This window comes from Pigmentiphaga sp. NML080357 (genome assembly GCF_002188465.1).
Taxonomy (GTDB): Bacteria; Pseudomonadota; Gammaproteobacteria; order Burkholderiales; family Burkholderiaceae_B; genus Pigmentiphaga.
On sequence record NZ_NINW01000028.1, the window covers coordinates 95620 to 119649 of the forward strand.

A 24030-nucleotide genomic window follows, 5' to 3' on the forward strand; every position below is an offset into this window, starting at 1 on the left:
GGTGCCGGACAGTCCCGCGCTTGCGGAAGCCATGCCGGCGCGTCGGGTTGCCTCGCCGTCTAACGAACCGGCGGGCGCATGTCATATCTAGCCTTTCGGGGAGTGGAAATGCCTGGCTCTGCCATCCACATACGACTGAAGAACCTGTTCGTCGCGGGAAGTGCCATGGTATTCCCGCTTGCCGGCCAAGCCGGTACCGCACAGTATCCCGCGCATCCCGTCACCATCGTCGTGCCTTTTTCGGCAGGCGGTTCGACCGATGCAATAGGCCGGTCGATCGCCCAGAGATTGGGCGAGGCGCTCGGCAAACCTGTGGTGGTCGAGAACAAGGCGGGAGCGGCGGGCGCGATCGGCAGCGTCCACGTGGCCCGTGCAAGGCCGGACGGCCACACGTTGCTGCTCGGTTCGGATACGACGATAAGCATCCGTCCGCAGTTGTCTCCTCCCCCGCAATACGATCCCCGGCGTCAATTGGTTCCTGTGGGATTGATTGCGCTTGCCCCGATCGTTTTCGTGGCGGCGCCCAACCTGCCGGTGCGCGATGTGCAGGGGTTGGTCGAGTTCGGCAAGAAACAAGGCGCGCCCCTGTCCTATGCCGATTCCGGCATCGGAACGCCGCACTATCTGATAGGGGAGTTATTCAAGCAGGCTGCCGGAATAGAGATTACCCACGTCGGCTACAAGGGCGGCGGTGAGAAAATGAACGATGTCCTGGCCGGGCACGTCCAGTTCACGGCCACTGAGTTGAGCGCGGCCATGCCCTATGTCGCACAAGGACGCCTGCGGCCGATCGGCATCGCCACGGCGAAGCGCCACGAGAACTGGCCCGACCTGCCGACGCTGGCGGAGCAAGGCATCGACAGTTTCGAAGCCTCGTCCTGGTTCGGGCTCTTTGCTCCTGCCGGCACGCCCGACGCCATTCTGGAAACGCTCAATGCAGAGCTGGGCAAGATCCTCTCTGCCCGGGAATTGCGGGAAACGTTCCGCGGCATGAGCATCGACGCCGCGCCCGTGTCCCGTTCCCAGTTCGCCGAGTTCCTGGCGCGTGACCGGGCCAAATGGGCTAGGGCGATCAAGGCCTCGGGCATGGAGTAAAGACGGCCGTGCGGCCGCTGCGAGGCGGCCGATCCTCTTTCTTATTCAGAAGAATCCTTCTCGGCCGACGCCAGGTACGACTGCAGAGCAAGGGCCTGGTCGGCGGAAGCGATCAGCTTGTTCAGGAGTTCCACCAGGTTCTGGAGGTCGCCGGGCCCCAGGCAGCCAAACTGCACATCATTGACCTGCCTCTGGGCGGGGGCGAGCTCCGCAAGCAACGCGTGGCCTTTTTCCGTGACCTTCAAGCGCACGCGTCGCCTGTCCAGGGGGTCGACGTCCTTGGTGACCAAGCCCCTCTTGATCAATTTGCCGACCATCGTCGTGCAGAACGGTCCGCTCAGATGAAGATGGTCGGCCAGCAAGCGGACGCTGACGTCGCCTTCGTCCTCCAGGTGACGAACGGAAATCAGGAACGTGTATTCGATTCCGGTCAGACCGATACGGGCGCCATGCCCGGCGCGCATCGCCTCATGCCGGGAACCGAATGCAAAGAAGTTGTGGACGAGCTGCCGGAATACGCGGTCGGACCCATCGACCAGGAGTTCCGGCCTGGAAATGGTCAGCGGCGCGGTAGCCGGGCGTTTCGAGGGCCGCGAGGGCTTCTCGGGCGGGGTGGTGGTTCCCCGTTTTGGTGTCGTCCTCGTGCCGGGCCTGGAGGCGCGCGTTCTTGTCATTGCTTGTTTAATACCTTTCTAAGGAAGGCATTCATTCTACCCGACAACCTTGTCGCGGACCGGGAACGTTTTCAATGCTGCCAGGCGGGGTATTACCTTATGCCCCACGCCGGCAGGCTACTATTGCAACATCAACGAAAAAGCAAGTTCCAGGAGCGAAACATGCCCCAAACCCCGATGCGCCTGCCGGTCTACATGGACTACAGCGCCACGACGCCGGTGGACCCCCGCGTGGTCGACGCCATGGTGCCCTACCTGTACGAGAAATTCGGCAACCCCGCCTCGCGCAGCCATGCCTACGGCTGGGAAGCCGAGGAGGCGGTGGAGACGGCCCGCGGCCACGTGGCGGCGCTGCTGAACGCCGATCCGCGCGAAATCGTCTGGACCTCCGGCGCGACCGAAGGCAACAACCTCGCCATCAAGGGCGCGGCGCATTTCTATGCCGAGCGCGGCAAGCACATCATCACGGTCAAGACCGAGCACAAGGCCGTGCTCGATACGTTCCGCGAGCTGGAGCGCCAGGGGTTCGAAGCGACCTACCTCGACGTGGACGAGGACGGCATGCTGCCCCTCGAGCGCCTGGCCGCGGCCATCCGCCCGGATACCATCCTCGTGTCGGTCATGCTGGTCAACAACGAGATCGGCGTGGTGCAGGACGTGGAAGCCATCGGCAAGCTCTGTCGGGAGCGCGGCGTGCTGTACCACTGCGATGCCGTCCAGGGCGCCGGCAAGATCCCCATCGACGTGCAGGCGTTCCCGGTCGATCTGCTGACCGTTACCGCGCACAAGCTCTATGGCCCCAAGGGTATCGGCGCGTTGTACGTGCGGCGCAAGCCGCGCGTGCGGATCGAGGCGCAGATGCACGGCGGCGGCCATGAGCGCGGCATGCGCTCGGGTACGCTGGCCACGCACCAGATCGTCGGCATGGGCGAGGCCTTCCGCCTCGCCAAGCTCGAGATGCAGCTGGAGTCGGCGCGCGTGGGCAAGCTGCGCGACAAGCTGCTGGCCGGCCTGTCGGAAATCCCCGAAGTCTACGTCAACGGTAGCCTCGAGCACCGCGTGCCGCACAACCTCAACATGAGCTTCAACTTCGTCGAAGGCGAGTCGCTCATCATGGCGATCAAGGACGTCGCGGTCTCCTCCGGGTCGGCGTGCACTTCCGCGTCGCTCGAGCCTTCCTTCGTACTGCGCGCGCTGGGTCGCAGCGACGAGCTCGCCCACAGCTCCATCCGCTTCACGCTGGGCCGCTTCACCACCGAGCAGGAGGTCGACTTCGTAATCGAGCTGATCAAGGCCAAGGTCGCCAAGCTGCGCGAACTCAGTCCGCTCTGGGAGATGTACCAGGACGGCGTGGACCTGAACTCCATCCAATGGGCCGCGCACTGAGCATGAACGGATAACCACTGGCCGCCCGCGGCCGTGAGTGGGATTGCCTTGGGGCCGCCATGTGCGGCCCCGAGGCATTTCGCCTGTCGAAACGGACCGAGATTCCCACCGCGCCGGCGCGCGGGCGGGGCTATGCTGCCGAGGTCCGTTTTTTTTCAGGCCGCGAGCGGCCCAGCAGCCATGTCTCAACATTCCGTATCCGGCGCCGGCGCCTTGTCCGGCATCCGCGTCCTCGATCTGACCTCGGCCGTGGTCGGCCCCTATGCGTCCAAGATCATGGCCGACCACGGGGCCGACGTGATCAAGGTCGAGGCCGGCGAGGGCGACGTGATCCGGTGGATTGCCGGCCCTTCGCCCACTCCGGGCATGTCCGGCAAGTTCCTGCACCTGAACCGGGGCAAGCGCAGCATCGTGCTGGACCTGAAGCGCGCCGAGGGCCGCGAGGCCGCCATGCGGCTGGTGGCGCGGACCGACGTGCTGCTGATCAACATGCGCCCGCGGGCCGTGAAGCGGCTGGGGCTCGACTACGAGGACGTGGCCCGCATCAACCCGCGGCTGGTTTATTGCGCCATGGTGGGGTTCGGTCCAGGCCCCTACCGCGATACGCCAGCGTACGACTCCATCATCCAGGGCGGGGCGGGCGTGGCTGCGCTGGCCGAGATGGCGACCGGCGAGCCGCGCTATGTGCCCTACGTGGTGGCCGACCGCACCGTCGGATTGATGGCCCTCAATGCCGTCATGATGGCGCTGTTCCAGCGCGAGCGCACCGGGGCCGGCCAGCGGATCGAGGTGCCGATGTTCGAGAACATGGCGGCGCTTGTATTGAGCGAGCATCTCTACGGCGCAACCTTCGATCCGCCCTTGTCGCCTCCCGGCGACCTGCGCCTGATCGATCCTCAGGCGCGGCCGGTCAAGACGCTGGACGGCTATGTCTGCCTGACCACCAACACCGACGCCCAGGCCTTTGCGCTGATGCGCGTCATGGGCAGGCCCGAGATGCAGACCGATCCGCGCTTTTGCACCAAGCAGGCGCGGGCCGCGCATAGCAGCGAATACTTCGGCATCCGCGCCCAGGAGATGGCCAAGCGCACCACGGCCGAATGGCTGGCGCTGCTCAAGGAGGCCGACATTCCCGCCATGCCGTACAACACGCTGGACAGCCTGCGAGCCGATCCGCAGGTCCGGGCCTCGGGCCTGCTGCGCGCGGTCGATCATCCATCGGAAGGGCGCATGTGGGATCTTGCCGATCCCACGCAGATGAGCGCCCGCGGCGAACCCGCCACGCGTCCCGCGCCCCGGTTGGGCGAGCACGGCGCCGAGATCCTGGCCGAAGCGGGCTACGCGCCCGAGGAAATCGATGCGCTTGCCGCGGCGGGTGTGCTGGGGGCGGCGGCGGACTGATCCTTCTGCCGGAGCGGCCGGTAGGCTTCCAGGATCGCCTCCGCCGTTTCCCAGAGCACAGGCACGTGGCGTTTCTGGAAGGCCGCCGTCATGGTGGCGCCGAAGGTCGTCATGCTCAGCACCGCCAGCAGCTCTCCGGCGTCGGCCAGCGGCACCGCGCAGGTTGCGCTGTCGCCGGGAGCCGCGGGCAGCCGCACCGCGTAACCGCGCCTGCGCGTTTCCTCCAGCACGGCATCGAGCCGGGGCGGCAGGCCATCGGGCAGCAGGAAGCGGCGTTCGGGTTCCGAGCAGAACGCAAGATAGGCCAGCCCCACCGAGGATTGCGTCACCGGATGGCGGCGGCCGTAGGTGGTCGGCAGATAGGCGAGCGGACTGTACGGCATGGTGCTGTAGCGCACCGCCATGCGGTCGCCGTCCAGCGTGGAAAGGCCGAGCGGCCATTTGACCCGCCGCGTGGCGCGGATCATGCAGGGAATGGCGGCATCGACGATCTGCAGGCGTTCGGAGCAGCCGTCGCTCAGCTCACGTACCTTGGCGGTCAACTGGTAGCTGCCCCGCCCGTCCACGTCGCGCACGTAGCCGTCCGCGCGCAGGGTTTCCAGGATGCGATAGACGGTAGGCTTGGGCAGCCCGGTATCGCGGTGCAGGTCCGCGAGCGTGGAGTGCATGCGCCCGTTCAGGGCGCGCAGCACCGACAGCGCGCGGGACACCGACCGTATCATCGGGGCGCCTCTTGCCGCGAGGCTTCGGGCTCGGCCCGGGGGCCGCTCAGGCGTCCGCGCGCGGCGAGAAGCGGCAAGTGGGCGGCCGTTCGAAAATGAGATCCCATACGCCATGCCCCAGCCGCAGGCCGCGCGTCTCGAACTTGGTCTGCGGCCGCCAGGCCGGACGCTCGGCATAGCCTTCGCACGTGTTGACGAGTTGCGGTTCGCCGCCCAGCACTTCGAGCATCTGCTCGGCATAGTTCTGCCAGTCGGTTGCGCAATGCAGATAGCCGCCCGGCGCGATGCGGCTGGCCAGCAGCGCGACGAACGCGGGCTGGATCAGCCGCCGCTTGTGGTGCCGTTTCTTGGGCCAGGGATCGGGAAAGTAGATGTGCACGCCCGCCAGGGAGGCGGGCGGGATCATGTCGCGCACGACCTCGACCGCATCGTGCTGGACGATGCGGACGTTGCGCAGGCCCGAGTCCTCGATGCGCCGGAGCATCGCCCCGACGCCGGCGTTGAAGACTTCGACGCCCAGGAAGTTGCGCTCGGGCTGCGCCTGCGCGATTTTCTCGGTGGTCTCGCCCATGCCGAAGCCGATCTCCAGCACCGTGGGCGCATCCCGGCCGAAGAGCTGCGCGAACGAGACGTGTCGGTCGGTGTAGGGGACGGACCAGGCTTCGGTCAGGGTTTCCAGCGCTTCTTTCTGGCTGAGCGTGATATGGCCGCGCCGGTGGACGAAGCTGCGGATGTGAGCGCCGGTCCGTGCCGGCTTGGCCAGTTCCCTGCCGGGCAGGGCGGGATCCGCGGGCTGGCCGGGCAAGGCGGTGGATGGGGTGTTCATGTTCATCGTGGTCCTAGCCTCCACCGACCGCGACGACGATCTCGATACGGTCGTCGTTGGCCAGGAGGACGTGCTGATGCGCGCTGCGCGGCACGATCTCGCCATTGCGCTCGACGGCGACGCGTTTGCCCGCGTACCCCAGCACCTGGATGAGATCGGCCACCGAGGAGGGCGCCTCGATCGTGCGCGGTTCCCCATTCAATACGATATTCATGCCGGGATTTTAGTCGGTCTGGGCCGGTGCTGCGTGACATCCCGGTCCTCGCGCCGTAACGGTTTGCTCCTGGGGGAAAATCGGTATCACGCCGCTAAGTCCTTGTTTTTCAAGGGTTAACCCTAGATTTCATGTTTCAGGACGTGACCTACTATCCGGTTATGCCATATGTAAACCAATGTTTTGTATATGGTACAAGCCGGCCGCGCCGGTCGTCCCGCTCATCCATGCCCCCGGGGGTCCTGCCCGGTTCGGGCCAGGCCGCCGCAGCCGCGCGGCCCCAACTGGAGCTCCTTTAATGAAACGCCGTGAATTCCTCGGCAGCGCCGCTGCCGCAGCCGCCACGCTTTTGCCGCTCCCCGGCGTCATGCCCATCGTGCATGCGCAGGAGAAGGGCAAGCTCACCTTCCTGACTCCCTCGTCGTTCTCGCTGGCGTTTTCGCCGGTGCTGTATGCGTCCGCCGCGGGCTTCTTCGCCAAGGAAGGGCTGGATCTGAAGGTCGAGGCCGGCCGGGGCGCCGCCCAGGTCGTCCAGCTGACCGCGGCCAAGCAAGTACAGACCGGCCGCACCGGCGGCGCCAACTACATGATCGCGCGGGTCAACAGCAATGCCCCGGTCATCGCCATCGCCACCATCGCCCAGCGTTCCCCCTTCGCGGTCATCTCGTCCAAGGATGCGCCTATCCGGAAGCCCCAGGACCTGGCGGGCAAGACCATAGGCGTGCAATCGGCCGGCGGTTCGATGGAGGCCACGCTCGACCTGCTGCTGATGCGCTCCAAGATCGATGCCAAATCGGTGCGCCGCGAGCGCGTGGCGGACTCCGCCGCTTCGTTCGGCATGATCCAGTCCAAGCGGGTGGACGGTTTCCTCGGAAACATGAGTTCCGCCATCCGCCTGACCGCCCAGAATTATCCGGTGGCCACCATGGCGATGGACGATGGCGTGCCGGGCCAGGTCTACGTGGCGGAGGAATCCGTGCTGGCCGCGAACAAGGATGCCTTCGTGGCTTTCCTGCGCGCCACCTATCGCTCCGCCCAGGAGCTGTCCGCGATGGACGATGCCGGCCTGCAAAAGGCCGTGGCGCTGATGCGCGGCAAGTTCGACATCCCGGGGTCCGACAACACGCCCATCGCGCTGGCCGACATGCGCGCCAACCGCGAATTGTGGGTCACCGCCAATCCCAAGCAATTGCTACGCTGCAACGAGTCGCAGTGGAAGGAAGGCGAATCCCTGCTGCGCGAGGCCGGCCTGCTCAAGCAGCCTACCGCCAAGCCGCTCTATACCAACGAGATCTGGGAGGCCGCCAATGGCTGACGGCACCGCTCGGGTCGCGGCCCCGGCCGGTAACGTCCACGCTTTCAATCCCGGCCGCGCGCAGGTGGCGCGCCTGGACGGCGTGTCCAAGCGCTTCGAGACCAAATCGGGCACCGTCCAGGCGCTGGACGGCATCCGCCTATCCATAGGCGCCGGCGAGTTCGTCGCCATCGTCGGACCGTCCGGCTGCGGCAAGTCCACGCTGCTGCGCATCCTGTGCGGCCTCGAGCAGCCGACCGAAGGTAAGGTCGACTGGGGCGGGGAAGGCCCGGCGCCGCGCATGGGCGTGGCGTTCCAGGAACACCGCCTGCTGCCCTGGCTCAGCATCGAGCAGAACATCATGCTGCCAAGGCTTATGCAAGGGCGCGCCACGGCCGCCGACGTCGACCGCGCCCACTCGCTGTGCAAGCTGGTCGGCCTGACCGGATTCGAGAAGCGCCGGCCAGCGGAATTGTCGGGCGGCATGAAGCAGCGCGCCTCGGTGGCGCGTGCGCTGTTCACCGATCCCGGACTGCTGCTGCTGGACGAACCCTTCGGCGCCCTGGATGCGCTGACCCGGGAGCAGATCACCGCGGATACCGAGCGTATCTGGACCGAGCAGGGCTTTGCGGCGCTGCTGATCACCCACTCCATCAGCGAGGCCGTGCACCTGGCCGACCGCGTCATCGTGATGTCCGCCCGGCCCGGCCGTATCGTGGCCGAATTCAGGATCGACCTGCCGCGCCCTCGAACCGAGGTCCTGGGTTCGCCCGAATTCGGCAGGCTGTGCGGCGATATCCGCAAGAAGCTCGAGTTGTAAGCCCTTCTCGGCAATGGAAGATTGACATGAAACGAATCGCTTTGCAGGTATCCGCCGTGGTGGCGTTCTTCCTCATCTGGAAGGGATACGTGCATTTCTTCGACGTCTCGCCGCTGGTGCTGCCGGCGCCGGAACGTGTGGTGGTGGCCCTGTTCCGCCTGCTCGGCTCGACCGACACCTACTACCACCTGGGCATCACCCTGGCGGAGTGCCTGGGAGGTTTTCTGTTCGCCATCGTGTTCGGCACCATCATCGGCCAGCTGCTCGGCCGGGTCGCCATTCTCGACACGATCTTCAAGCCTTTCGTGATCGCGTTGCAGGTCACGCCCAAGGTCGCGCTGATCCCGCTGTTCATCCTGTGGTTCGGCTTCGGGCTGGAGTCCAAGATCATCGTGTCGGCGGTGCTCGCTTTTTTCCCGGTGTTCGCCAACAGCTATTTGGGCGCGAAGTCGGTGGACCGCGGCCTCTCGGAAGTGTTTACCGTGGGCCGCGCCAGGCAATCCCGGCGTTTTCGCCTGCTGGTCATCCCTAGCTCGCTGCCCTACATCCTGACCGGCATGGAAATGGCCATCGTGCTGGCCATCATCGGCGCCGTCGTCGGGGAGTTCGTGGCCGGCACGCGCGGCCTGGGCTATCTCGCCACCATCAAGCTGCAGGAACTCGAAGTCGATACCCTGTTCGCCGTGGTGCTGCTGCTGGCGGCCATCGGCTTCTCGCTGTATTTCGCCGTCGGCTCGCTGCGCAAGATGATGATCCCCTGGCACGAATCCGCCAGCAAGATCGCCATCTGAGGCCGGTCCTGCGCGCGCCCCCGGGCTCCCAGGCCCCGGCCGGGTCCCGGCAGCTTCCTGCCGGGCCTGGTGCCGCGCGTCGGATTCAGCGTGCCCACCGGCGAGGTCGGCGGGGGCGAGGCTCGGCTCATCCGTAGCCTCGGGCGTGTCATCTTTTTTCTCTCCAAGTATCATCTGCCTTGGCAGAGGTATCCGAAGAGAAGGCTCAAGCCCGCATCCGCCATCGCAATGCAGGGCGGCAAGCGAATGGATATCGTGCTCAGGCACGATACCTGCTCCCTCGTGGACCGGATCGTGCTTGGCGGCCTCCCATAACACGCCTGTCCGGGGAATTCCGTATGCAAGCAGCCCTGAACTTCCCCATCGTCGGCATCGGCGCTTCCGCCGGAGGCACCCAGGCGCTCGAGGGGTTTTTCACCGGCTTGCCGGAGCAGCCCGGCTTTGCGATCGTCATCGTCACGCATCTCAGCCCCGAAAGAGAGAGCGCGCTGCCGGCCATCGTTGCACGGTTTACCCGGTTGCCGGTCCATGTGGCGGCCGACGACCAGATCGTCGAGAAGGACCATGTCTATGTGCTGCCCGCCAACGCCATCCTGGGCATCAAGGAAGGCCGCCTGCGCCTGAGTCCGCTACCCCCAGGCCGGAGGGATCGCAAACCCATCGATATTTTTTTCAGCGCGCTTGCGGAGGATCACGGGGAATTGGCCGTGGGCGTCATACTCTCCGGGGGAGACAGCGACGGCACGTTGGGAGCGAAGGCGATCAAAGAGCGCGGCGGACTGACCCTGGCCCAGGTAGCGGACAGCTTCGGACCGCATCACGCGGATATGCCCAATAGCGCGATTGCGTCAGGGTTGGTCGATTTTGCCGTGCCAGCCGAGGGAATGGGCGGGAAGCTGGTGGAATTCGCCCGCGGCGCGCATGTCCCGGAAGACATGGCGGTCGATCCCGGAAACGAGGACGGATCCGGCACGCTGGAAGGCGCCCGGATGGAGACCTGCGAAATCCTGCGCAGCCAGATAGGCCACGATTTCAGCGGCTACAAGACCAAGACCTTCATCCGGCGGGTGCGACGCCGCATGCAGGTGGTGCAGGTCGATACGATCGATGCCTATGTCGAACACCTCAGGCAGACGCCGCAAGAAGTGGGAGAGCTGTTTCGCGACCTGCTCATCAGCGTCACGAATTTCTTCCGGGACGCAGACGCTTTCGAATGCCTCGCCACGCTGGTGATTCCAAAGTTGTTCGAGCACAAAGGGGCGGACGATGTGGTCCGGATCTGGGTGCCGGGTTGTGCAACCGGCGAAGAGGTGTACTCCCTGGGCATTCTGCTGCGCGAATACATGGAACCGTTGCAGGCGGCGCCCCGCGTACAAATATTCGCCACCGACATCGACGAGCAGGCGCTCAGCGTGGCGCGGGGCGCCCGCTACCCGGAACCGTTGCTCGAAGGCGTATCGCCGGAGCGGAGAGACAGGTTCTTCTTTCAGGACGCCGGCAGCTTCGTCGTCGCCAAAGAGGTGCGCGACTTGTGCATCTTCTCGCCGCACAGCGTCATCCGCGATCCGCCGTTTTCCCGCATCGACATGGTGTCGTGCCGAAACCTGCTCATCTATTTCGGGGCGGACGTGCAGAGGCGCGTCATTCCGATCTTTCACTATGCGCTGCGGCCGGACGGCTATCTTTTCCTGGGAACGTCGGAAGGCATCAGCCAATTCGACGAGCTGTTCATTCCGCTGGAGAAAAAGCACCGCATTTTCCAGCGCCGGTCCGACGTGGCGACGCCGGTGCGCCTGCCGTCCCTCATGACGTCGCAGGAGCATGGTAAAGGTCCGGGGGCTTTCCAGCGGCGGGCTCCGCGGGGTGGCGCCGCGCTGCGGCAGGTAGTCGACAACCAGATCCTGGAGCGCTTTGCGCCGCCTCACGTCGTCGTGAACCGGGAGGGCGACGTCGTCTACTACTCCACTCGCACCGGCAGATACCTCGAGGCGGCCGCGGGCGCGCCCACACGCCAGATTTTCACGATGGCGCGCAAAGGCCTGCAATTGGAGCTTCGCACGATATTCCGCGAGGCGGTCGAGTCCGGCGCCACAGCCATGCGCGAAGGCGTCGCGGTCGAGAAGGACGACGGGCGGGTGCAACTGACCAACCTTATCGTGGAGCCGCTTCCCGCCCGTCCCGGCGAAGGGCAGTTGTTCCTGATCCTGTTCATGGATCAAGGCCCGGTGCTCAGCCGCGAGGAAGCCCTCAACCGCGCACATGCGCTTCATGACGGGGCCACGCTACGCATGGAGCGCGAGTTGCGGGAAACGCGCGAACGTCTTCAGTCCGTGGTCGAAGAATACGAAACGGCGCTCGAGGAGCTCAAGTCCTCCAACGAGGAACTGGTTTCCGTCAACGAGGAATTGCAATCCACCAATGAAGAACTGGAAGCGCCGAAGGAGGAACTGGTATCCCTCAATGAAGAGCTGCATACAGTCAATCAGGAGTTGAATGGCAAGGTCGAGGAGTTGGACCGCGCCCACAGCGACCTGCAAAACCTGTTCGACAGCACCTCGGTGGCCACGGTTTTCCTGGACAAGAATCTGGCCATTCGCAGCTTCACCCCGGCCATGATGGACGTTTTCAACATCCGGCCCGCCGATCTCGGGCGGCCCATTACCGATCTCTCCAGCCGGGTGCGGCTACCCAACTTCAAGGAAGAAATCGCCCGTGTCTTTGCCGAGCGGCAGATTCTCGAACGGCGCATCGAAAGCGAGGACAAGCTCGAACACTACCTGGTGCGGCTGGCCCCCTATCGCAACAGCGACCACAAGACGGATGGGGTAGTCGTCACCTTCCTGAACATCAGCAACCTGATGCGCGCCGAAGCACGCCAGCAGGTGCTCATTTCGGAGCTGCAGCACCGCACCCGCAATCTTCTTACGGTCGTCCAGTCGATCGCCCGCCAGACCCTGAGCGACGACTCCGGTTTCAAGGCGTTCAGCAACCGGCTTGCCGCACTGGGACGATTGCAGGGCATAGTGAGCAAGGCGCCCGGAGACAAGGTCGACCTGGCCGACATCGTCCGTCTCGAGTTGGAGGTGCTGAGCAGCGCGGTCGCAGGCAAGGTGGCGATCTCGGGTCCGAGCGTTCCTCTGGCGGCCGAGGCTGTGCAGACACTGGCCTTGGCTCTTCACGAGCTCGCTACCAACGCTTTGAAATACGGCGCGCTGCGGAATGGTCCGGGGCGGCTAGACATCGGCTGGCGGGTCGAGAGGAGGGGGGCTTCCGGCGCGCTCCTGATCTTCGAATGGCGGGAAAGCGGGCTGCAGACCCCTCCGGATTCGTCGCGGAAGGGTTATGGCCGGCAGTTGATCGAGCAAGCCCTGACTTACACCCTGCGCGCAAAAACTGAATTGAGCTTTGGCGCGGATGGCATCGCATGCCGCATCGAATTGCCTCTGGCCGACATGGACATCCATCCTGCGGACATTTAGGAGACGCTTATGTCATCTCTCCTTCAAGGCCGTCGAGTACTGATCGTGGAAGATGACTTTCTGGTGACGCAATTGCTCAAAGAGGTCATCGAAGACGAAGGCGGGGCGGTGGTGGGGCCCTATGGCTGGGTGACGGATGCGCTGGATCTGATCGCCCGGCAACCCGATGCGTTCGACTGCGCGGTCGTGGACGTGAATCTGCACGGCACCAAGTCCTACGCAGTCGCCGATGCCCTCGATGCGCTGGGAGTGTCATTCATTCTCTCGACCGGTTACGGCACGGCGATGCTGGATAGCGCCTATAGTCACTATCCGCATTGCGAGAAGCCGTTTGAAATAGAAGTGCTCATCGAGACGCTCGCGCGACTGAGGCCTAAATGACGCGATACGGGCGGTTTGCCTTGATTCAAAGAAACTGCGTAAAATTGCGGCCTGCGCGGGTGTAGTTCAATGGTAGAACGGCAGCTTCCCAAGCTGCATACGAGGGTTCGATTCCCTTCACCCGCTCCACCGCATCATTCTGCGGACTTCCGCAGAAGTCCAAGAGAGTCTGCAAGTCGTTGCCACACAAGGACTTTTCCTCTCTTTGACGTTCTGCCGTAGTCCACTGCGATCCGCCTACAGCCGGGACTTTTAAGTCCACAAACAAGTCCATTTTTGCGGGCGCGGCTGATTCCGGATTGTTGATGGAGGGGCGAGGTCGACGTGATCAGCATCTGGTTCCTGACTCATGTTCAGGAGCAAGAGCATGGCACTCTCAGACCTGGCCGTTCGACAGGCCAAGGCAACTGGCAAGGCATACACCCTCCCTGACTTGGATGGCCTCTCCCTGGCCGTCACGGCTGCAGGGGGCAGGACTTGGCACTTCCGCTACTACTGGGCGGGCAAGCAGAAGCGGATGTCGCTCGGCACCTACCCGGAGGTGACGCTTCGCGAGGCCCGCAGCCTACGCGACGAAGCGCGCGCCCTGCTGGCCAAAGGCACCAATCCTCGCGTTCACCGCAAGCAGAAGCGCACCGCTGTCCGGCTCGCCGACGAAAACACCTTCGAGGCGGTGTATCGCAAGTGGCTCAAGCATCGCGGGCTCAGCCTCAAGGAAGGCCGGCAGACGACCCTCTCGATACTTCCACGGATCTTCGACAAGGATGTGTTGCCCACCTTGGGCAAGCGGTCGGTCTATGAGATCAAGCGTCCCGACCTCTTGGAGGTGATCGCCAAGATCGAGAAGCGCAGGGCACTCTCCGTCGCCGAGAAAGTCAGGACGTGGTTCAACCAACTGTTTCGCTACGCGCTGGTGATCGTGCCGGGCCTGGAGCAAAACCCCGCCTCCGATCTCGATGTGGTGGCGCTGCCGCTGCCACCCGTCAACCACAACCCGTTCCTGCGCATGGCCGAGCTGCCGAAGCTGTTGCAGCGGCTGCGCAGCTATCGCGGCAGGCGGCAGACCCAGCTCGGGCTGCGGCTATTGCTGCTGACCGGCGTGCGAACCGGCGAGCTGCGACAGGCGACGCCGGATCAATTCGATCTGGACCGTGGGCTGTGGATCATCCCGCCCGACGTCGTGAAGCAACTCCAGTTGGATATGCGCAAGAAGCGGCAGCAGCCAAAGGACATCCCGCCCTACATCGTGCCGCTGTCGATTCAGGCCATGGAGATCGTCCGGCACCTGCTGGATGAGTTCAAGCCGGCCCAGCGCCACCTGTTCCGGCACGACAGCGACTTGAAGAAGCGCATCAGCGAGAACACGCTCAATGGTGCGCTCAAACGCATGGGCTATCAGGAACGCCTGACGGGACACGGTATCCGCGGCACGATGTCCACTGCGCTCAACGAGATCGGCTACCCGAAGGTCTGGGTGGATGCACAGCTCTCGCATGTCGATCCCAACAAGGTCAGCGCGACCTACAACCATGCCGAGTACGTGGAACAGCGTCGCCGCATGATGCAGGACTGGGCCGATCGGCTCGACCTCTTCGAGCAGAACCAGGTCGAGGCGGCCAGCATGCCGCTCACCGTGCATCTGGAAGGCGTGCCCGCGTTCCCGAATGAGCAAACCGCAAGCGCACCCTCCACGCCGGTTGCCGCTTCGCCAATCCTGCTCGTGACGAAGCCCGGCGACGCCATGCCGTTGGTTTCTGCCGCCGCACACCGGCTGCCGGCGGTTCCGCCCCCTCGGTCGGCCGCGCCGCTGGTGCCTTCGGACATTCAGCGCGAGAGGATGGAACTGTTCGATGTCTTCGAAGCGCCGCACAACCTTCCCGTCGCGGCGTTTGCGAAGATGGCGGGCAAGTCCCGCAGGTGGATCAGCTACGAGATCAAGGCCGGCAACTTGCTGGCGTTGAACGTGGGCAACCGCGGCCAGCGGGTGCCGGACTGGCACCTCGACCCACTCAAGCACGAGCTGATCCAGTCCGTCCTCAAGCTGACCAGGGGTGCGGACCCTTGGCAGATCTACCATGCACTGCTGCAACCGCGCTCGATGCTGCGGGGGCATTCGGCACTGGAGGGCGTGACGGCCGGCAATCTCGACAAGCTCGTCATGGCAGTGAGCACAGCCGTGAAGGAAAGCGAATGGACCCCGCCGCGAGTCGGAGTCGCCTAGCAGCAGGAATGCGGGATCGTGGCGAAACCGCGATCCCCGCACGTCTGTCAGGACACCAAGCGCGCGCGGCGGGCGAATCTTGCCTGGGTGTCCGACAAGGAAGCGTTGCGGCGGAGCAGGTAAGCCATCACGATCGTTGGTGCGCCGGCCAGCGGCCGCACGGCGATGCCTCGGCGTAGGTAGCTCGCCAGTCTCGCGGCAGGCGCAATGGCGATCCCGTATCCGGCGGCAACCAGCGTCATCGCCACATCGAATGTCTCCACCGTTTGCTCTCGCTCTTGCAGCGCGTTTTCGAACACACGCTGCACGGTCATGCGCCATGGTTCATCGGTCGTGGACTGCGAGCAGATCAAGGGCTGCTTGAGCACTTCCCCGCACGGCACTTCACGGTAGGCCAGCAGGTGGGAGCGCTTGGCCACGGCGACCGCCAGCGTGTCATGCCACAGCGGTTCGCATACCCAGCCAGGCCACTGCCGGGCAACCGCAGACAAGGCGAAGTCGAAGCCGTCGTCCGGCAGCTCCGCGCCTCGACCGGGATCTGTCCAGCCGGCCAAGACGGCATGAGTCTCCGGCTCTTCGGCACGCTGCAGGGCGAGCACGTCGGCGAGCTGGGAAGGCACCCATTCGCCGAGGACGGCCATGCGAATTTCGGCGGTGATGTCACTCGATTCCACGTCCAGCTCCCCCAGGCGGTGAACTCGTGGCAACTGATCTCGAAGCCGTTGGATGAGTTAAGTTTAACGTGGTTTAAATCGTGACCGTGTTCGACGCTCTTGGCAATGCCAAAGCGTTCGATCCAAAGGGGCCGCCCCACCGGCACCACTACCTACGAAGCGGAACCAGCCATCGCGTTTGGGGCTGCCGTGCGGGAAGAAAGAACCAACCAGGGCATCGCTCAGGAAACGCTGGCCCACATGGCCGGCATCGAACGGTCGCACATGGGCAAGATCGAGCGCGGCGAGCATGTCCCCACGCTCCCTCTCATCCTCAAGATTGCCCGTGCGCTGAAATGCAGTTCCGCCCACTTGATGACTCTGACCGAAGCCAAGCTGGCAGAGTCGGCCCCATCCGCAGATTAAAGCCGGCCCGCACAGCGGTCGCATGCCTACCCCTGATCGTCGGCCTTGCCCCCAAGGGCTGAATCTTCGCGCTTTGCGGCCTCGTTGACGAGCCGCAGGTATGGGTTGTCTGGCGGCGTCTCCTGGAACAGCGCATCCGGGCTGACGAGCAGGTAGCCGTGCAGCCGGCGCGACTTGCGCGGCCCCGTGACTTCGCAGGTCCAGATGTTCAGCCCGCTCGGCTGCTTGCGGTGCTGTCCCAGCTTCTCGAAGCGTTTCTGTACCCACTGCCACCCCTCCAGCTTCTCCTGCTTGGCCAGCGCGGCGACTTGAAGGTACTCCTGCGCGTAGCGCTGGAACACGCCGGGGCTGACGAGATAGGTCGTACCGGCGACGGTATGCACCAGGGCCTTGGCGTCGTTGATGATGAGCTTGCGCGTCTGGATGCTCTGACGCAGCCAGGCCATGAAGTGCGCCCCGGAGGGCTCCGCGCGATCCTGGGAAGGCGCGAGGCTCATCTGCGGCGGGGGCGCGGTCGAAGGGGCCGGCTCGGCCTCGGCGATCTCCGGCGCTGTGGATGGAGCAGTGTCGCCCAGCAGGTCGAGCAGCGCGGCCACGCCGATGTCCGTGGCTGCGGATGCGATCGGCGCCGTGCTCGCGGATGCAGCTTCGATGCCTTCGGCGCGCGGCCCATCGGCCACCGTTGTCGCCTGCGGCGTCGGCTCCGCCTGTTCCTCTTCGACCTGCACACGGCCTGCGAACGGCGCCGGCCGGTCGGCGGCATCCCAGATCATCGCCGGCGAGAGTTTCAGGAAGGTGAAGGCGTGCGACCAGCCGGCGTCGCTGGTGACAGAAGCCTTCCAGATCGCCTTGCCATCCGGCGTTGGCTGCACGATGCCGTGATCCTGCAGCACGTTGAACACCGCCGTGTTGCTCGCCGGAATGCCGTCGATGCCTTGCGATAGCAGATGTGCGCGCAGCTTGTCGGAGACGGTCTTGCTCACCAGCCACAAGGCGTCTTGGGTCAGCCAACCGTCCGCCGGGCCGGCCTGGTTCAGCTTGAACGCTTCCTTGAGCAGGTAGCGCAAGCCGTCGAGCAATTTGCGTTGCAGAGCATGCTTGGGCGCCACCAGCGCCTTGCTGGGATCGCCGCCGAGTTCTTGGGCGACCGATGCCTGGTCGGCCTGCACGACCAGCTCGCCGAGCGTGCCGGCGTGCTCGTACTGGCCGGCCAGCACGTACAGCAGCGCGGCCCAGAGGTCGGGATAGCCGCTGAGCCAGTCGAAGATGTCCCGATCGAGAAGGCGCGCGTAGAGCAGCCCGGTGGCGGCGCTATGCAGGCGGTACTCGCGCTCCTTTCGGTAACGGAAGCGGTAGGGCTTTCGCAGCGGGCCGTGCCAGGGATGCCAGACGCTGCCGTCGGCATGTTCGACGTGCAGATCGACGGCAATCTTGCCGATGTCGTGCAGCAGGGCCGCGTAGGCCGTGCCTGCGGTCCAGGCTTCGGCCTGGGCCGCCTGTGCCTCCGGCGTGACGCCCGCAGGCAGCAGGTATGACTGCCGCAATTTCAGCGCATAGGCGACGATCTCCAGGCCGTGGTCCAGCATGCCGCCCGGATAGGCGTGGTGGTGGTTCTCGGAGGCCGGGAACTGCTGGACCAGCTCGGCGTAGCGCTCCAGTGGGGCGAGGTAGAGCGTGGCGAACTGCCGGCGCGAGAGCGATGTGCGCTGCCAGATGTGTTCCAGTAGTTTCTGCCGGCGCGGCGTGGCCAGCAGCGATGCGGCCGACTCCGGCCGCATCGACCCTTTCTGAGTTTCGATGGCGGAGGTGGGCGGTGTGCCGGCGGCGGGTGGCACCCTTTTGCGCTGGAACAGCGAGAGCATGGCGAACCCCGGATGACGGGCTGCTCGGGGCGCCTTTTGGCCTTTTCAGGATAGGGCCTTTCCCCTTGGCGCCCTTCCTTTGCCCCTTCCCAGCCCTTTGGCCTTTGTCGGAAGCCTTTGGGTATAGGGCCGCTGCTTCGCGGGTGCCACGATGAATGCGGCATGGGGCAATCCCGGCAAGTGGGGCGCTGCGGGATGTTCGTCAGCTCTGGCCCAAGCCGGTGTCGAGGGCGGCGGATTGCGCTGCGAAGTCGTCGGGACGGCGCTTGCGGAAGGTTTCGAGATTGGCGAGCTTCCAGCGCAGTGCCGGCAGTTGCGCGGCGTGCTGGCACTGCACCAGCGACCAGTCCGGTTCTGCGCGCGCCAGCCCGCTCAGAAACTGCTTGTGCGCGGTGCTCAGTCGCCGTGGCAGCTCGCGCCGCAGCGTGGCGCGAGCGTCGAGCAGTGTCTCCAGGGAGCAGTCCACTTCGGTCATGCCGACAAAGGCCCGCTCGTACTCGCCGGCGATGTCCTTGTCGTTGCCGAACAGCACTTCGTGAGGCGGCCGGTTGTGGCCCGCCAAATAGATCACGAAGCACTCGACCATGCCGTCGCTGATGTCGCCCGATTCGTAGAGCTGCCACACGTCGAACAGGTCGCGGGGGTGCTGCCGATCCAGCGCGGCCACCAGCTTGCTGGCGTACAGCTCGTCCGGTGCCAGAACCGGCAGCTCGAACTCGACGCCGAACAGATCGCTGGTCTTGGCGCTCAGCGGCCGCCGCTCGACGGGCAGCACGCTGCCTCGGAACACGACGTTGACCTCGATCTTCACCTGGCTGGCGTCGTTCTCGACGATCAGCTTGGTGTCGCCCAGGTCCTTGGCGCGAACCAGGCGTGTCTGCACGCCCAGTGGTGCAACGCGCGCGGCGATGGCGGCCAGCTCCTGGTTGATGGCTTGCAGCGCTTCGTCGCGCGGCGTCTGCCACGGGAGGTACACCACGTCGATGTCCACCGACAGGCGCGGCATGTCCCGCACGAAGAGGTTGATGGCCGTGCCGCCCTTCATGGCGAAGATGTCGTTGGCGAACACGTCGGGCGCGACGGCCAGCAGCAGGCGAACGGTGTCCGCGTAGGTCTTATCCATGAGGTTTCAGGCTCAGCAAGGTGCCGTCATCGAGCCGGCTCATCCAGCGCGTGGTGCTGCCGGTGCGAACCGGGTACTGCTCCAGCAGGGCATCGACATCCACAAGGCTGGTCTCGCGCGCCCAGGTCAGGAACAGGCGCACGGCCTTCACGCTGGAGCAGCAGGACAGCAGTTGCCCGAGCAAGTCCTTGCGGGGGGAACGCAGTCCATCGAAGAGGTTGCGGGCCTCTTCGAGGCTCTGCTTGACGCCGGCTTCGTACAGCAGCTCCAGCACGGCACGCTCGGGGGCTGCCACCCGCAGATCCTCGGGTAGGCCAGGCGGCGTGGTCAGGGTCTTGCCGGCCAGCGCCGTATCCGGCCAGTCGAACAGGCGGGCGTGGACGTAGCGGGCCGGAAAGCGCGAAGTGAACCAGGCCGGCAACGCGAAGCGACCGTCGCCCCACAGCACCAGCACCTCCCGGCTGCCCAGGTTGTGCCGCACACCCTGCAGGGCCAGGGCGCTCTTGCCGCCGACGTGCAGGCCGGGCACGCGCTGTTGCAGGAACTTCAGCGCACCGTAGACCCCGAATTCATCGTTCGGGAAGGCATAGACGCCATGGGCCAAGCGCACGAGCCATCCGCCGTCGGCATAGTGGGCGGCGAGCTGGGGCGACACCCCGAACTGGCTCAGGGTGGCAAGGTCGAACGGCGCCCCGCGGGGGAGTCCCGCCTGCAGCCGCTTGATTACCTGGTGCCTAGAATTTCCATCCATGCTATAAAAATAGCACGGAATCCAATCAGCCCCTAGAGCTATCGCAGGAACGCGCAGGGAAAGTAGCATAAGGTTTTATTTATCATGCAGAATCTAATCGACCTGCGACCCAGGCCGACCCGGCTCTGCCAGCCGCAACCCGCCCTCCTGGTCGCGGTCTATGCTGGAGGGCAAGCCCCAACCGGCCGCTCCATGAGGTGAGGCACCACTGAAGCCGAGGCACATGAACATGACCACCAACACGCACAACGGGCGCTGGAGCCACCGGCTGGGCCGGGGGGCTGGCCGTGCCTGGCGTGGATACCTGCGCCGCGAGCAGCGTGTCGCCGGCTGGCTGGTGACGCGCGGGGTGCCCGCGGGCGCGGCGACGGCGGTGCTCTGGATCGTCAAGCTGGCCGTACTTGGCATGCTGCTATACACCGTATCCTGGCTCGTCCTGCTGCTGGCCTTTGCGGTGATCGCTGCCTGGATGGTACGCAACGTCGATGCCGACGAAAGCAGTGATGATGACGAGCCTCAATGGCGAAACGGCCTGGACGGATACGGTCTCTACCGGGGCGAGGTACGCATCGACGGCGGCAGCGCGGACGACGAGTAGCTCGCCACTCTCGGCGCTACTTCGCCTTCGCTGCTTTGATTGCAAGGTCAGCGCCTTTGCCTCCCGCAGATTTGGCGCCATCGGTGGCTGCTGAGAGCATCTGCGAAATGCTGCCTACGCGGACACCAACCCACGCGAGCGCAGCTACCCAGAAACCCGGTAGCACGATGAACATCATCGCCATGACGAAGTTCAGCAACATGTCGCCAAAGGCGTTGTTCAAACCGATCAACGGATCGAAGTTCGTGTGCGGCCTGTCCGCGCCAAACCCCCAGCCGTAGAGCGCATCCAAGATCGTGCTGTCGATCCAGCGTGCGAGCTGGAACCAGAAGTCCACGAAGAACAGCGCGAACTGGACGCAGCTCACCGTCACCACCGTCTTCAGGTCGTAGGTGCCGATCAGCAGCACCAGCGGGATGCAGATGACGAGCGCCATCTTGAGCATGGTCAGCACCATCGGCAGCGCCTGGCGCACCACGTCCATCGCCGGAAAGAAGCCCAGCGAGCCGACGGTCAGCCCCAGGTCGCTCGCGCCGCGCGTGACGATGTTCGACAGCGTCTTGTCGATCTGGCCGCCGTAGTCGGTGTAGACGGCGCCCTGGTTCATCTTCTGCTGCCGCGGTGAGACGACGGCGCGGATCACCGAGTCATTGACCTCGCGCTGCGACAGGAAGCCCACCCAGCGCCCGATGCGGGTCAGCAGGTCCGGGTCGACCTGTGCCAGCAGCCGGCTGCGCAGCCCCTGGCCACCATCGGCCCACCACTGCCGGCAGGACGGATAGCCGCCGCCGCTGTCCACCTGTGCCAACCCCGCATCGCGGGTCGCGTCGTAGGGCCAGGCCGTGCGTGGGGTCTTGGCGCGATAGGTGTCATAGAAGCCGGGCGTGTCGAGGAAGTAACTCGACCCGATCCAGGTGACGTCGTTCATCTGCTCGTCGGAGAGCGTCGGCCGGTTCATGAACAGCTTGGCGCGCGACGGCCCGTAGCAGTCGTGCGTGAAGTCGGCGACCTCCTGTGCCAGCACCGGATCGTCGATGCGCGTGGCATCCACATCCATGCGAATCTGACGCAGGTCCGTGCCGCAGGGAATCGCCGCCACCGCGGAGCCCGTCACGGCTTTCGACAGCGCGTGCATGAAGAACCACCACACCGGCACCAGCGCGCTCTGGTCGTTGAGCGCCGTGTAGACGTTGGACCAGCCCGTGTCGTTGGGCAGCGGGACGTTGACCTGGCATTGCGCGGAGCGCGTGGTGTCGAACCTGATCGTGGCGAGATCCACCGGGATGAACGGGATGCCCGCGAACATGATGACCACGATCGCCACCCACACCCGGTTCTCGATGCGCATCGTCGACAGCACACCCTTGTTGCCCTCGTCCGCACCTTCGCTGCGGGCCTTGAGCCATTCCTGGATCACGATGGCCACGAACGGCAGCGCGAACACGCCGCTGGCCACGAGGATGCTCCAGATGCCGTTGTTGACCACCCAAGCCACCAGGGTCAGGTAATACTCCAAGTAGTCCGTGGTGTAGAGCGTCATGCCTGCCTCCCGGTCTCAGCCGTGCCGCAGCAGCTGGCTGGCTTCCAGCGCGACCACGGCGATGACGGCCGCGATCTCCGTGCGCAGCAGGCGCTGATGCGTCTCGCGGGACGGCTCCCGCCGCAACAGGCGCCGACGCATCCACCACCAGCCGTAAGCCGTCGCTCCGTAGAGGCACAGACGCCACACGAAGAAGTGGCCGGCGTGCGCCTGCAGCCAGTGCTGCCAGCCCTCGACGCCGCCGACCACGTGGATGCCGGCGATGTTCACCGCCACCGCGGCAGCGACCACCAGCAAGGTCCACAGCAGCGCCACGCCGACGCGGCGGTTGAACAGCCATGGCAGCCGCAGCCAGGCCAGCCGGCTCATGGCGTACCGCTCCGCGGCTTCTGGATTTCCCGCAGACGGTCGCGCGTGGTGTCGCCCTCGAAGACGCCGCGCGAGCCGGCAGCGCGGGTGCTGTGGCGCTGGATGATCGCCATCGCCGAGTTGCCGGCCAGCGTGCGCCGCAGTTCCAGCTCGGTCTTGAGGTTGTTGATCTCCTGCTCCAGCGCGCTGTTCTCCTGGTCGACCGCCTGCACGGCCAGCTCGTTGGCAGCGACGTTCGGCTCCTTCTTGCCGGTCAGCAACGTGCGTTGCAGCAGCAGGGCCTTCTCCAGCACGCTGGACAGCGCAGCCTCGGACGCGAGGCGCCGGCCCAGCACGTCCTGGTCGGGTTCGTCACGCAGGGCCTCGATCACGCCGCGGGTGATCGGCAGCGAGCTGCTGCCGGCTGCGTCGAGATTGGCCAACGTCGTCGGCCGGGCGCCCGTCACCAGTTCCTGCAGCGCCTGCAGCTTGGTCTCGTACTCTTCCTGGATCATTGGCGTGAGCCCGACGCCAGGCGTGGTCTGGGTCTTCGTGCAGTTTTCGCAGGTGCGTTGCTCGCGTTCGCCCAGAACTCGATTCGCAAAGGCCGCGGCCGCGCCAGGCGAGGACCAGGTTTGGCAGGTCAGGCGGTTGCCGCAGGCGCTGCGCGCGATCGACGAGGTATCGGTGGCGCTGCGCCCGTTGAGCAGGTTGTAGCCCGCGCGCGTCACGTCGCCGACCACCTTGATCGAACTCTGGCCGGAGCCGCCCGCGTTGCCGCCGCCGACCCAGGGCACGCCGTTGTTCCCTTTGTTGGACTCGGCCTGCTCGATGGCGGAGACGGCATCGGTGCTGCTGACCGCATCCCGCAGCGCCATCCCCTCGGCGAGCTGGTCCCAGCCGGCTTGACCGCCGGCCATGTCCGCCATGCGATTGGCGATGGCCCGGCAGGTCATCTTCGAGCGGTCGAAATCCAGGCGCGCCTGGAGGATGCCGTTGGTGAGCAGGTTGTACAGCCCCGGGTCGGCGCGCTGGATGATCAGGGCCGGCAGCGAGGCCACGGCGCTGGTGGCATTCTGGATCACGTTGCTCATGATCGTCTGGAAGCCGTTGGTGATGCCGTTGAGCTGGTTCTGCAGCGTCGTGGTGATGCTCATGTCGCCGCAGATCAGGTTGCTGTTCCAGCCGACGCCGACGCCGATGCTCTGCATGTTGCCGGCACCACCCATCGACACGGCCCGACCGCCGCCGATGCTGTAGAGCACGTCGTCGCCGATCACGCTGCCGCTGACGTTCACGCCATTGGGATCGATGCGCGTCTGCGCCCAGGCGACGCCGACGACCAGCGTGATGGCCGCCACGAGCAGCGTGGCCCGCAAGGGCGATTTCGCGCGGTGCAGGAAGTCAGGGAGGGAGGCGTTCATC

Annotated in this window: 22 protein-coding genes and 1 tRNA gene; 12 read left to right on the plus strand and 11 right to left on the minus strand. The window is 65.3% G+C overall.

Annotation, left to right across the window (positions count from 1 at the left end; genetic code table 11):
* The first annotated feature begins 108 nt into the window (after positions 1 to 108).
* Entirely contained in the window at positions 109 to 1095 is a 987-nt protein-coding gene (locus CDO44_RS11425) for a tripartite tricarboxylate transporter substrate binding protein (RefSeq protein WP_158213264.1), read from the plus strand.
* A gap of 41 nt (positions 1096 to 1136) precedes the next feature.
* Here CDO44_RS11425 and CDO44_RS11430 read toward each other — a convergent pair whose 3' ends face one another.
* Positions 1137 to 1769, minus strand: a complete 633-nt coding sequence (locus CDO44_RS11430) for a MarR family winged helix-turn-helix transcriptional regulator (RefSeq protein WP_087780362.1) — start codon at positions 1767 to 1769, stop codon at positions 1137 to 1139.
* A gap of 162 nt (positions 1770 to 1931) precedes the next feature.
* Here CDO44_RS11430 and CDO44_RS11435 point away from each other — a divergent pair, with 162 nt between their 5' ends.
* Both CDO44_RS11435 and CDO44_RS11440 read left to right on the plus strand, forming a co-directional pair.
* Positions 1932 to 3155: an IscS subfamily cysteine desulfurase gene (locus tag CDO44_RS11435; RefSeq protein WP_304528372.1), complete on the plus strand. Its 1224-nt coding sequence runs from the start codon at positions 1932 to 1934 to the stop codon at positions 3153 to 3155.
* Positions 3156 to 3335: 180 nt separating this feature from the next.
* Positions 3336 to 4556: a CaiB/BaiF CoA-transferase family protein gene (locus tag CDO44_RS11440; RefSeq protein WP_087780364.1), complete on the plus strand. Its 1221-nt coding sequence runs from the start codon at positions 3336 to 3338 to the stop codon at positions 4554 to 4556.
* Here CDO44_RS11440 and CDO44_RS11445 read toward each other — a convergent pair.
* The 3 genes from CDO44_RS11445 to thiS are packed head-to-tail and all read right to left on the minus strand — an operon-like array spanning position 4493 to position 6318.
* Positions 4493 to 5278, minus strand: coding sequence for a helix-turn-helix domain-containing protein (locus CDO44_RS11445; RefSeq protein ID WP_158213265.1), 786 nt, complete (start codon positions 5276 to 5278; stop codon positions 4493 to 4495). The two genes, CDO44_RS11440 and CDO44_RS11445, sit on opposite strands and share 64 nt — an antisense overlap.
* A 46-nt stretch (positions 5279 to 5324) precedes the next feature.
* Complete coding sequence (gene trmB / locus CDO44_RS11450) at positions 5325 to 6110, minus strand: tRNA (guanosine(46)-N7)-methyltransferase TrmB (RefSeq protein WP_087780366.1); 786 nt, start codon at positions 6108 to 6110, stop codon at positions 5325 to 5327.
* Between the two features lie 7 nt (positions 6111 to 6117).
* Positions 6118 to 6318, minus strand: a complete 201-nt coding sequence (gene thiS / locus CDO44_RS11455) for a sulfur carrier protein ThiS (RefSeq protein ID WP_087780367.1) — start codon at positions 6316 to 6318, stop codon at positions 6118 to 6120.
* 298 nt (positions 6319 to 6616) lie between these two features.
* Between thiS and CDO44_RS11460 the strand changes: the two genes are divergently transcribed.
* The 7 genes from CDO44_RS11460 to CDO44_RS11495 all read left to right on the plus strand — a co-directional run bounded on the left by CDO44_RS11460 (position 6617) and on the right by CDO44_RS11495 (position 15304).
* Complete coding sequence (locus CDO44_RS11460; protein WP_158213266.1) at positions 6617 to 7633, plus strand: ABC transporter substrate-binding protein; 1017 nt, start codon at positions 6617 to 6619, stop codon at positions 7631 to 7633.
* A complete protein-coding gene (locus tag CDO44_RS11465) occupies positions 7626 to 8432 on the plus strand; it encodes an ABC transporter ATP-binding protein (RefSeq protein ID WP_087780369.1) in 807 nt (268 codons plus the stop codon). The genes CDO44_RS11460 and CDO44_RS11465 overlap by 8 nt, the downstream gene beginning before the upstream one ends.
* A 26-nt stretch (positions 8433 to 8458) precedes the next feature.
* Positions 8459 to 9223, plus strand: a complete 765-nt coding sequence (locus CDO44_RS11470; protein WP_087780370.1) for an ABC transporter permease — start codon at positions 8459 to 8461, stop codon at positions 9221 to 9223.
* Between the two features lie 338 nt (positions 9224 to 9561).
* A complete protein-coding gene (locus tag CDO44_RS11480; RefSeq protein ID WP_087780372.1) occupies positions 9562 to 12702 on the plus strand; it encodes a CheR family methyltransferase in 3141 nt (1046 codons plus the stop codon).
* Positions 12703 to 12711: 9 nt separating this feature from the next.
* Entirely contained in the window at positions 12712 to 13083 is a 372-nt protein-coding gene (locus CDO44_RS11485) for a response regulator (protein WP_087780373.1), read from the plus strand.
* A 55-nt stretch (positions 13084 to 13138) separates the two neighbouring features.
* Positions 13139 to 13212 (plus strand) — tRNA-Gly (locus tag CDO44_RS11490).
* Positions 13213 to 13450: 238 nt separating this feature from the next.
* Positions 13451 to 15304, plus strand: a complete 1854-nt coding sequence (locus tag CDO44_RS11495) for an integrase arm-type DNA-binding domain-containing protein (protein ID WP_016851969.1) — start codon at positions 13451 to 13453, stop codon at positions 15302 to 15304.
* Between the two features lie 47 nt (positions 15305 to 15351).
* On the opposite strand, the gene CDO44_RS11500 is transcribed toward CDO44_RS11495, so the two are convergent.
* Positions 15352 to 15978, minus strand: a complete 627-nt coding sequence (locus CDO44_RS11500; RefSeq protein WP_016851970.1) for a substrate-binding domain-containing protein — start codon at positions 15976 to 15978, stop codon at positions 15352 to 15354.
* 105 nt (positions 15979 to 16083) lie between these two features.
* On the opposite strand from CDO44_RS11500, the gene CDO44_RS11505 reads away from it, so the two are divergent.
* Complete coding sequence (locus CDO44_RS11505) at positions 16084 to 16383, plus strand: helix-turn-helix domain-containing protein (protein ID WP_003282197.1); 300 nt, start codon at positions 16084 to 16086, stop codon at positions 16381 to 16383.
* Between the two features lie 26 nt (positions 16384 to 16409).
* Here the strand turns inward: CDO44_RS11505 and mobH are convergent, their stop codons facing one another.
* From mobH to CDO44_RS11520, 3 genes are all read right to left on the minus strand, one after another.
* Complete coding sequence (mobH, locus tag CDO44_RS11510) at positions 16410 to 18245, minus strand: MobH family relaxase (RefSeq protein ID WP_087780374.1); 1836 nt, start codon at positions 18243 to 18245, stop codon at positions 16410 to 16412.
* A gap of 202 nt (positions 18246 to 18447) precedes the next feature.
* The gene (locus tag CDO44_RS11515) at positions 18448 to 19368 is read right to left on the minus strand and encodes a nucleotidyl transferase AbiEii/AbiGii toxin family protein (protein WP_003140975.1); all 921 of its coding nucleotides are present in this window, start codon (positions 19366 to 19368) and stop codon (positions 18448 to 18450) included.
* On the minus strand, positions 19361 to 20119 hold the full coding sequence (locus tag CDO44_RS11520) for a type IV toxin-antitoxin system AbiEi family antitoxin domain-containing protein (protein WP_031641635.1): 759 nt from the start codon (positions 20117 to 20119) through the stop codon (positions 19361 to 19363). The genes CDO44_RS11515 and CDO44_RS11520 overlap by 8 nt, the downstream gene beginning before the upstream one ends.
* 223 nt (positions 20120 to 20342) lie before the next feature.
* Between CDO44_RS11520 and CDO44_RS11525 the strand changes: the two genes are divergently transcribed.
* Complete coding sequence (locus tag CDO44_RS11525) at positions 20343 to 20717, plus strand: DUF3742 family protein (protein WP_003140980.1); 375 nt, start codon at positions 20343 to 20345, stop codon at positions 20715 to 20717.
* 16 nt (positions 20718 to 20733) lie between these two features.
* Here CDO44_RS11525 and CDO44_RS11530 read toward each other — a convergent pair whose 3' ends face one another.
* From CDO44_RS11530 to CDO44_RS11540, 3 genes are read right to left on the minus strand one after another with little or no spacing between them, the layout of a single operon-like run.
* Positions 20734 to 22257, minus strand: a complete 1524-nt coding sequence (locus CDO44_RS11530; RefSeq protein ID WP_011829990.1) for a conjugal transfer protein TraG N-terminal domain-containing protein — start codon at positions 22255 to 22257, stop codon at positions 20734 to 20736.
* 15 nt (positions 22258 to 22272) lie between these two features.
* A complete protein-coding gene (locus CDO44_RS11535; RefSeq protein ID WP_003292115.1) occupies positions 22273 to 22626 on the minus strand; it encodes a hypothetical protein in 354 nt (117 codons plus the stop codon).
* The gene (locus tag CDO44_RS11540) at positions 22623 to 24029 is read right to left on the minus strand and encodes an integrating conjugative element protein (RefSeq protein WP_031641637.1); all 1407 of its coding nucleotides are present in this window, start codon (positions 24027 to 24029) and stop codon (positions 22623 to 22625) included. The genes CDO44_RS11535 and CDO44_RS11540 overlap by 4 nt, the downstream gene beginning before the upstream one ends.
* Position 24030: the final 1 nt, after the last annotated feature.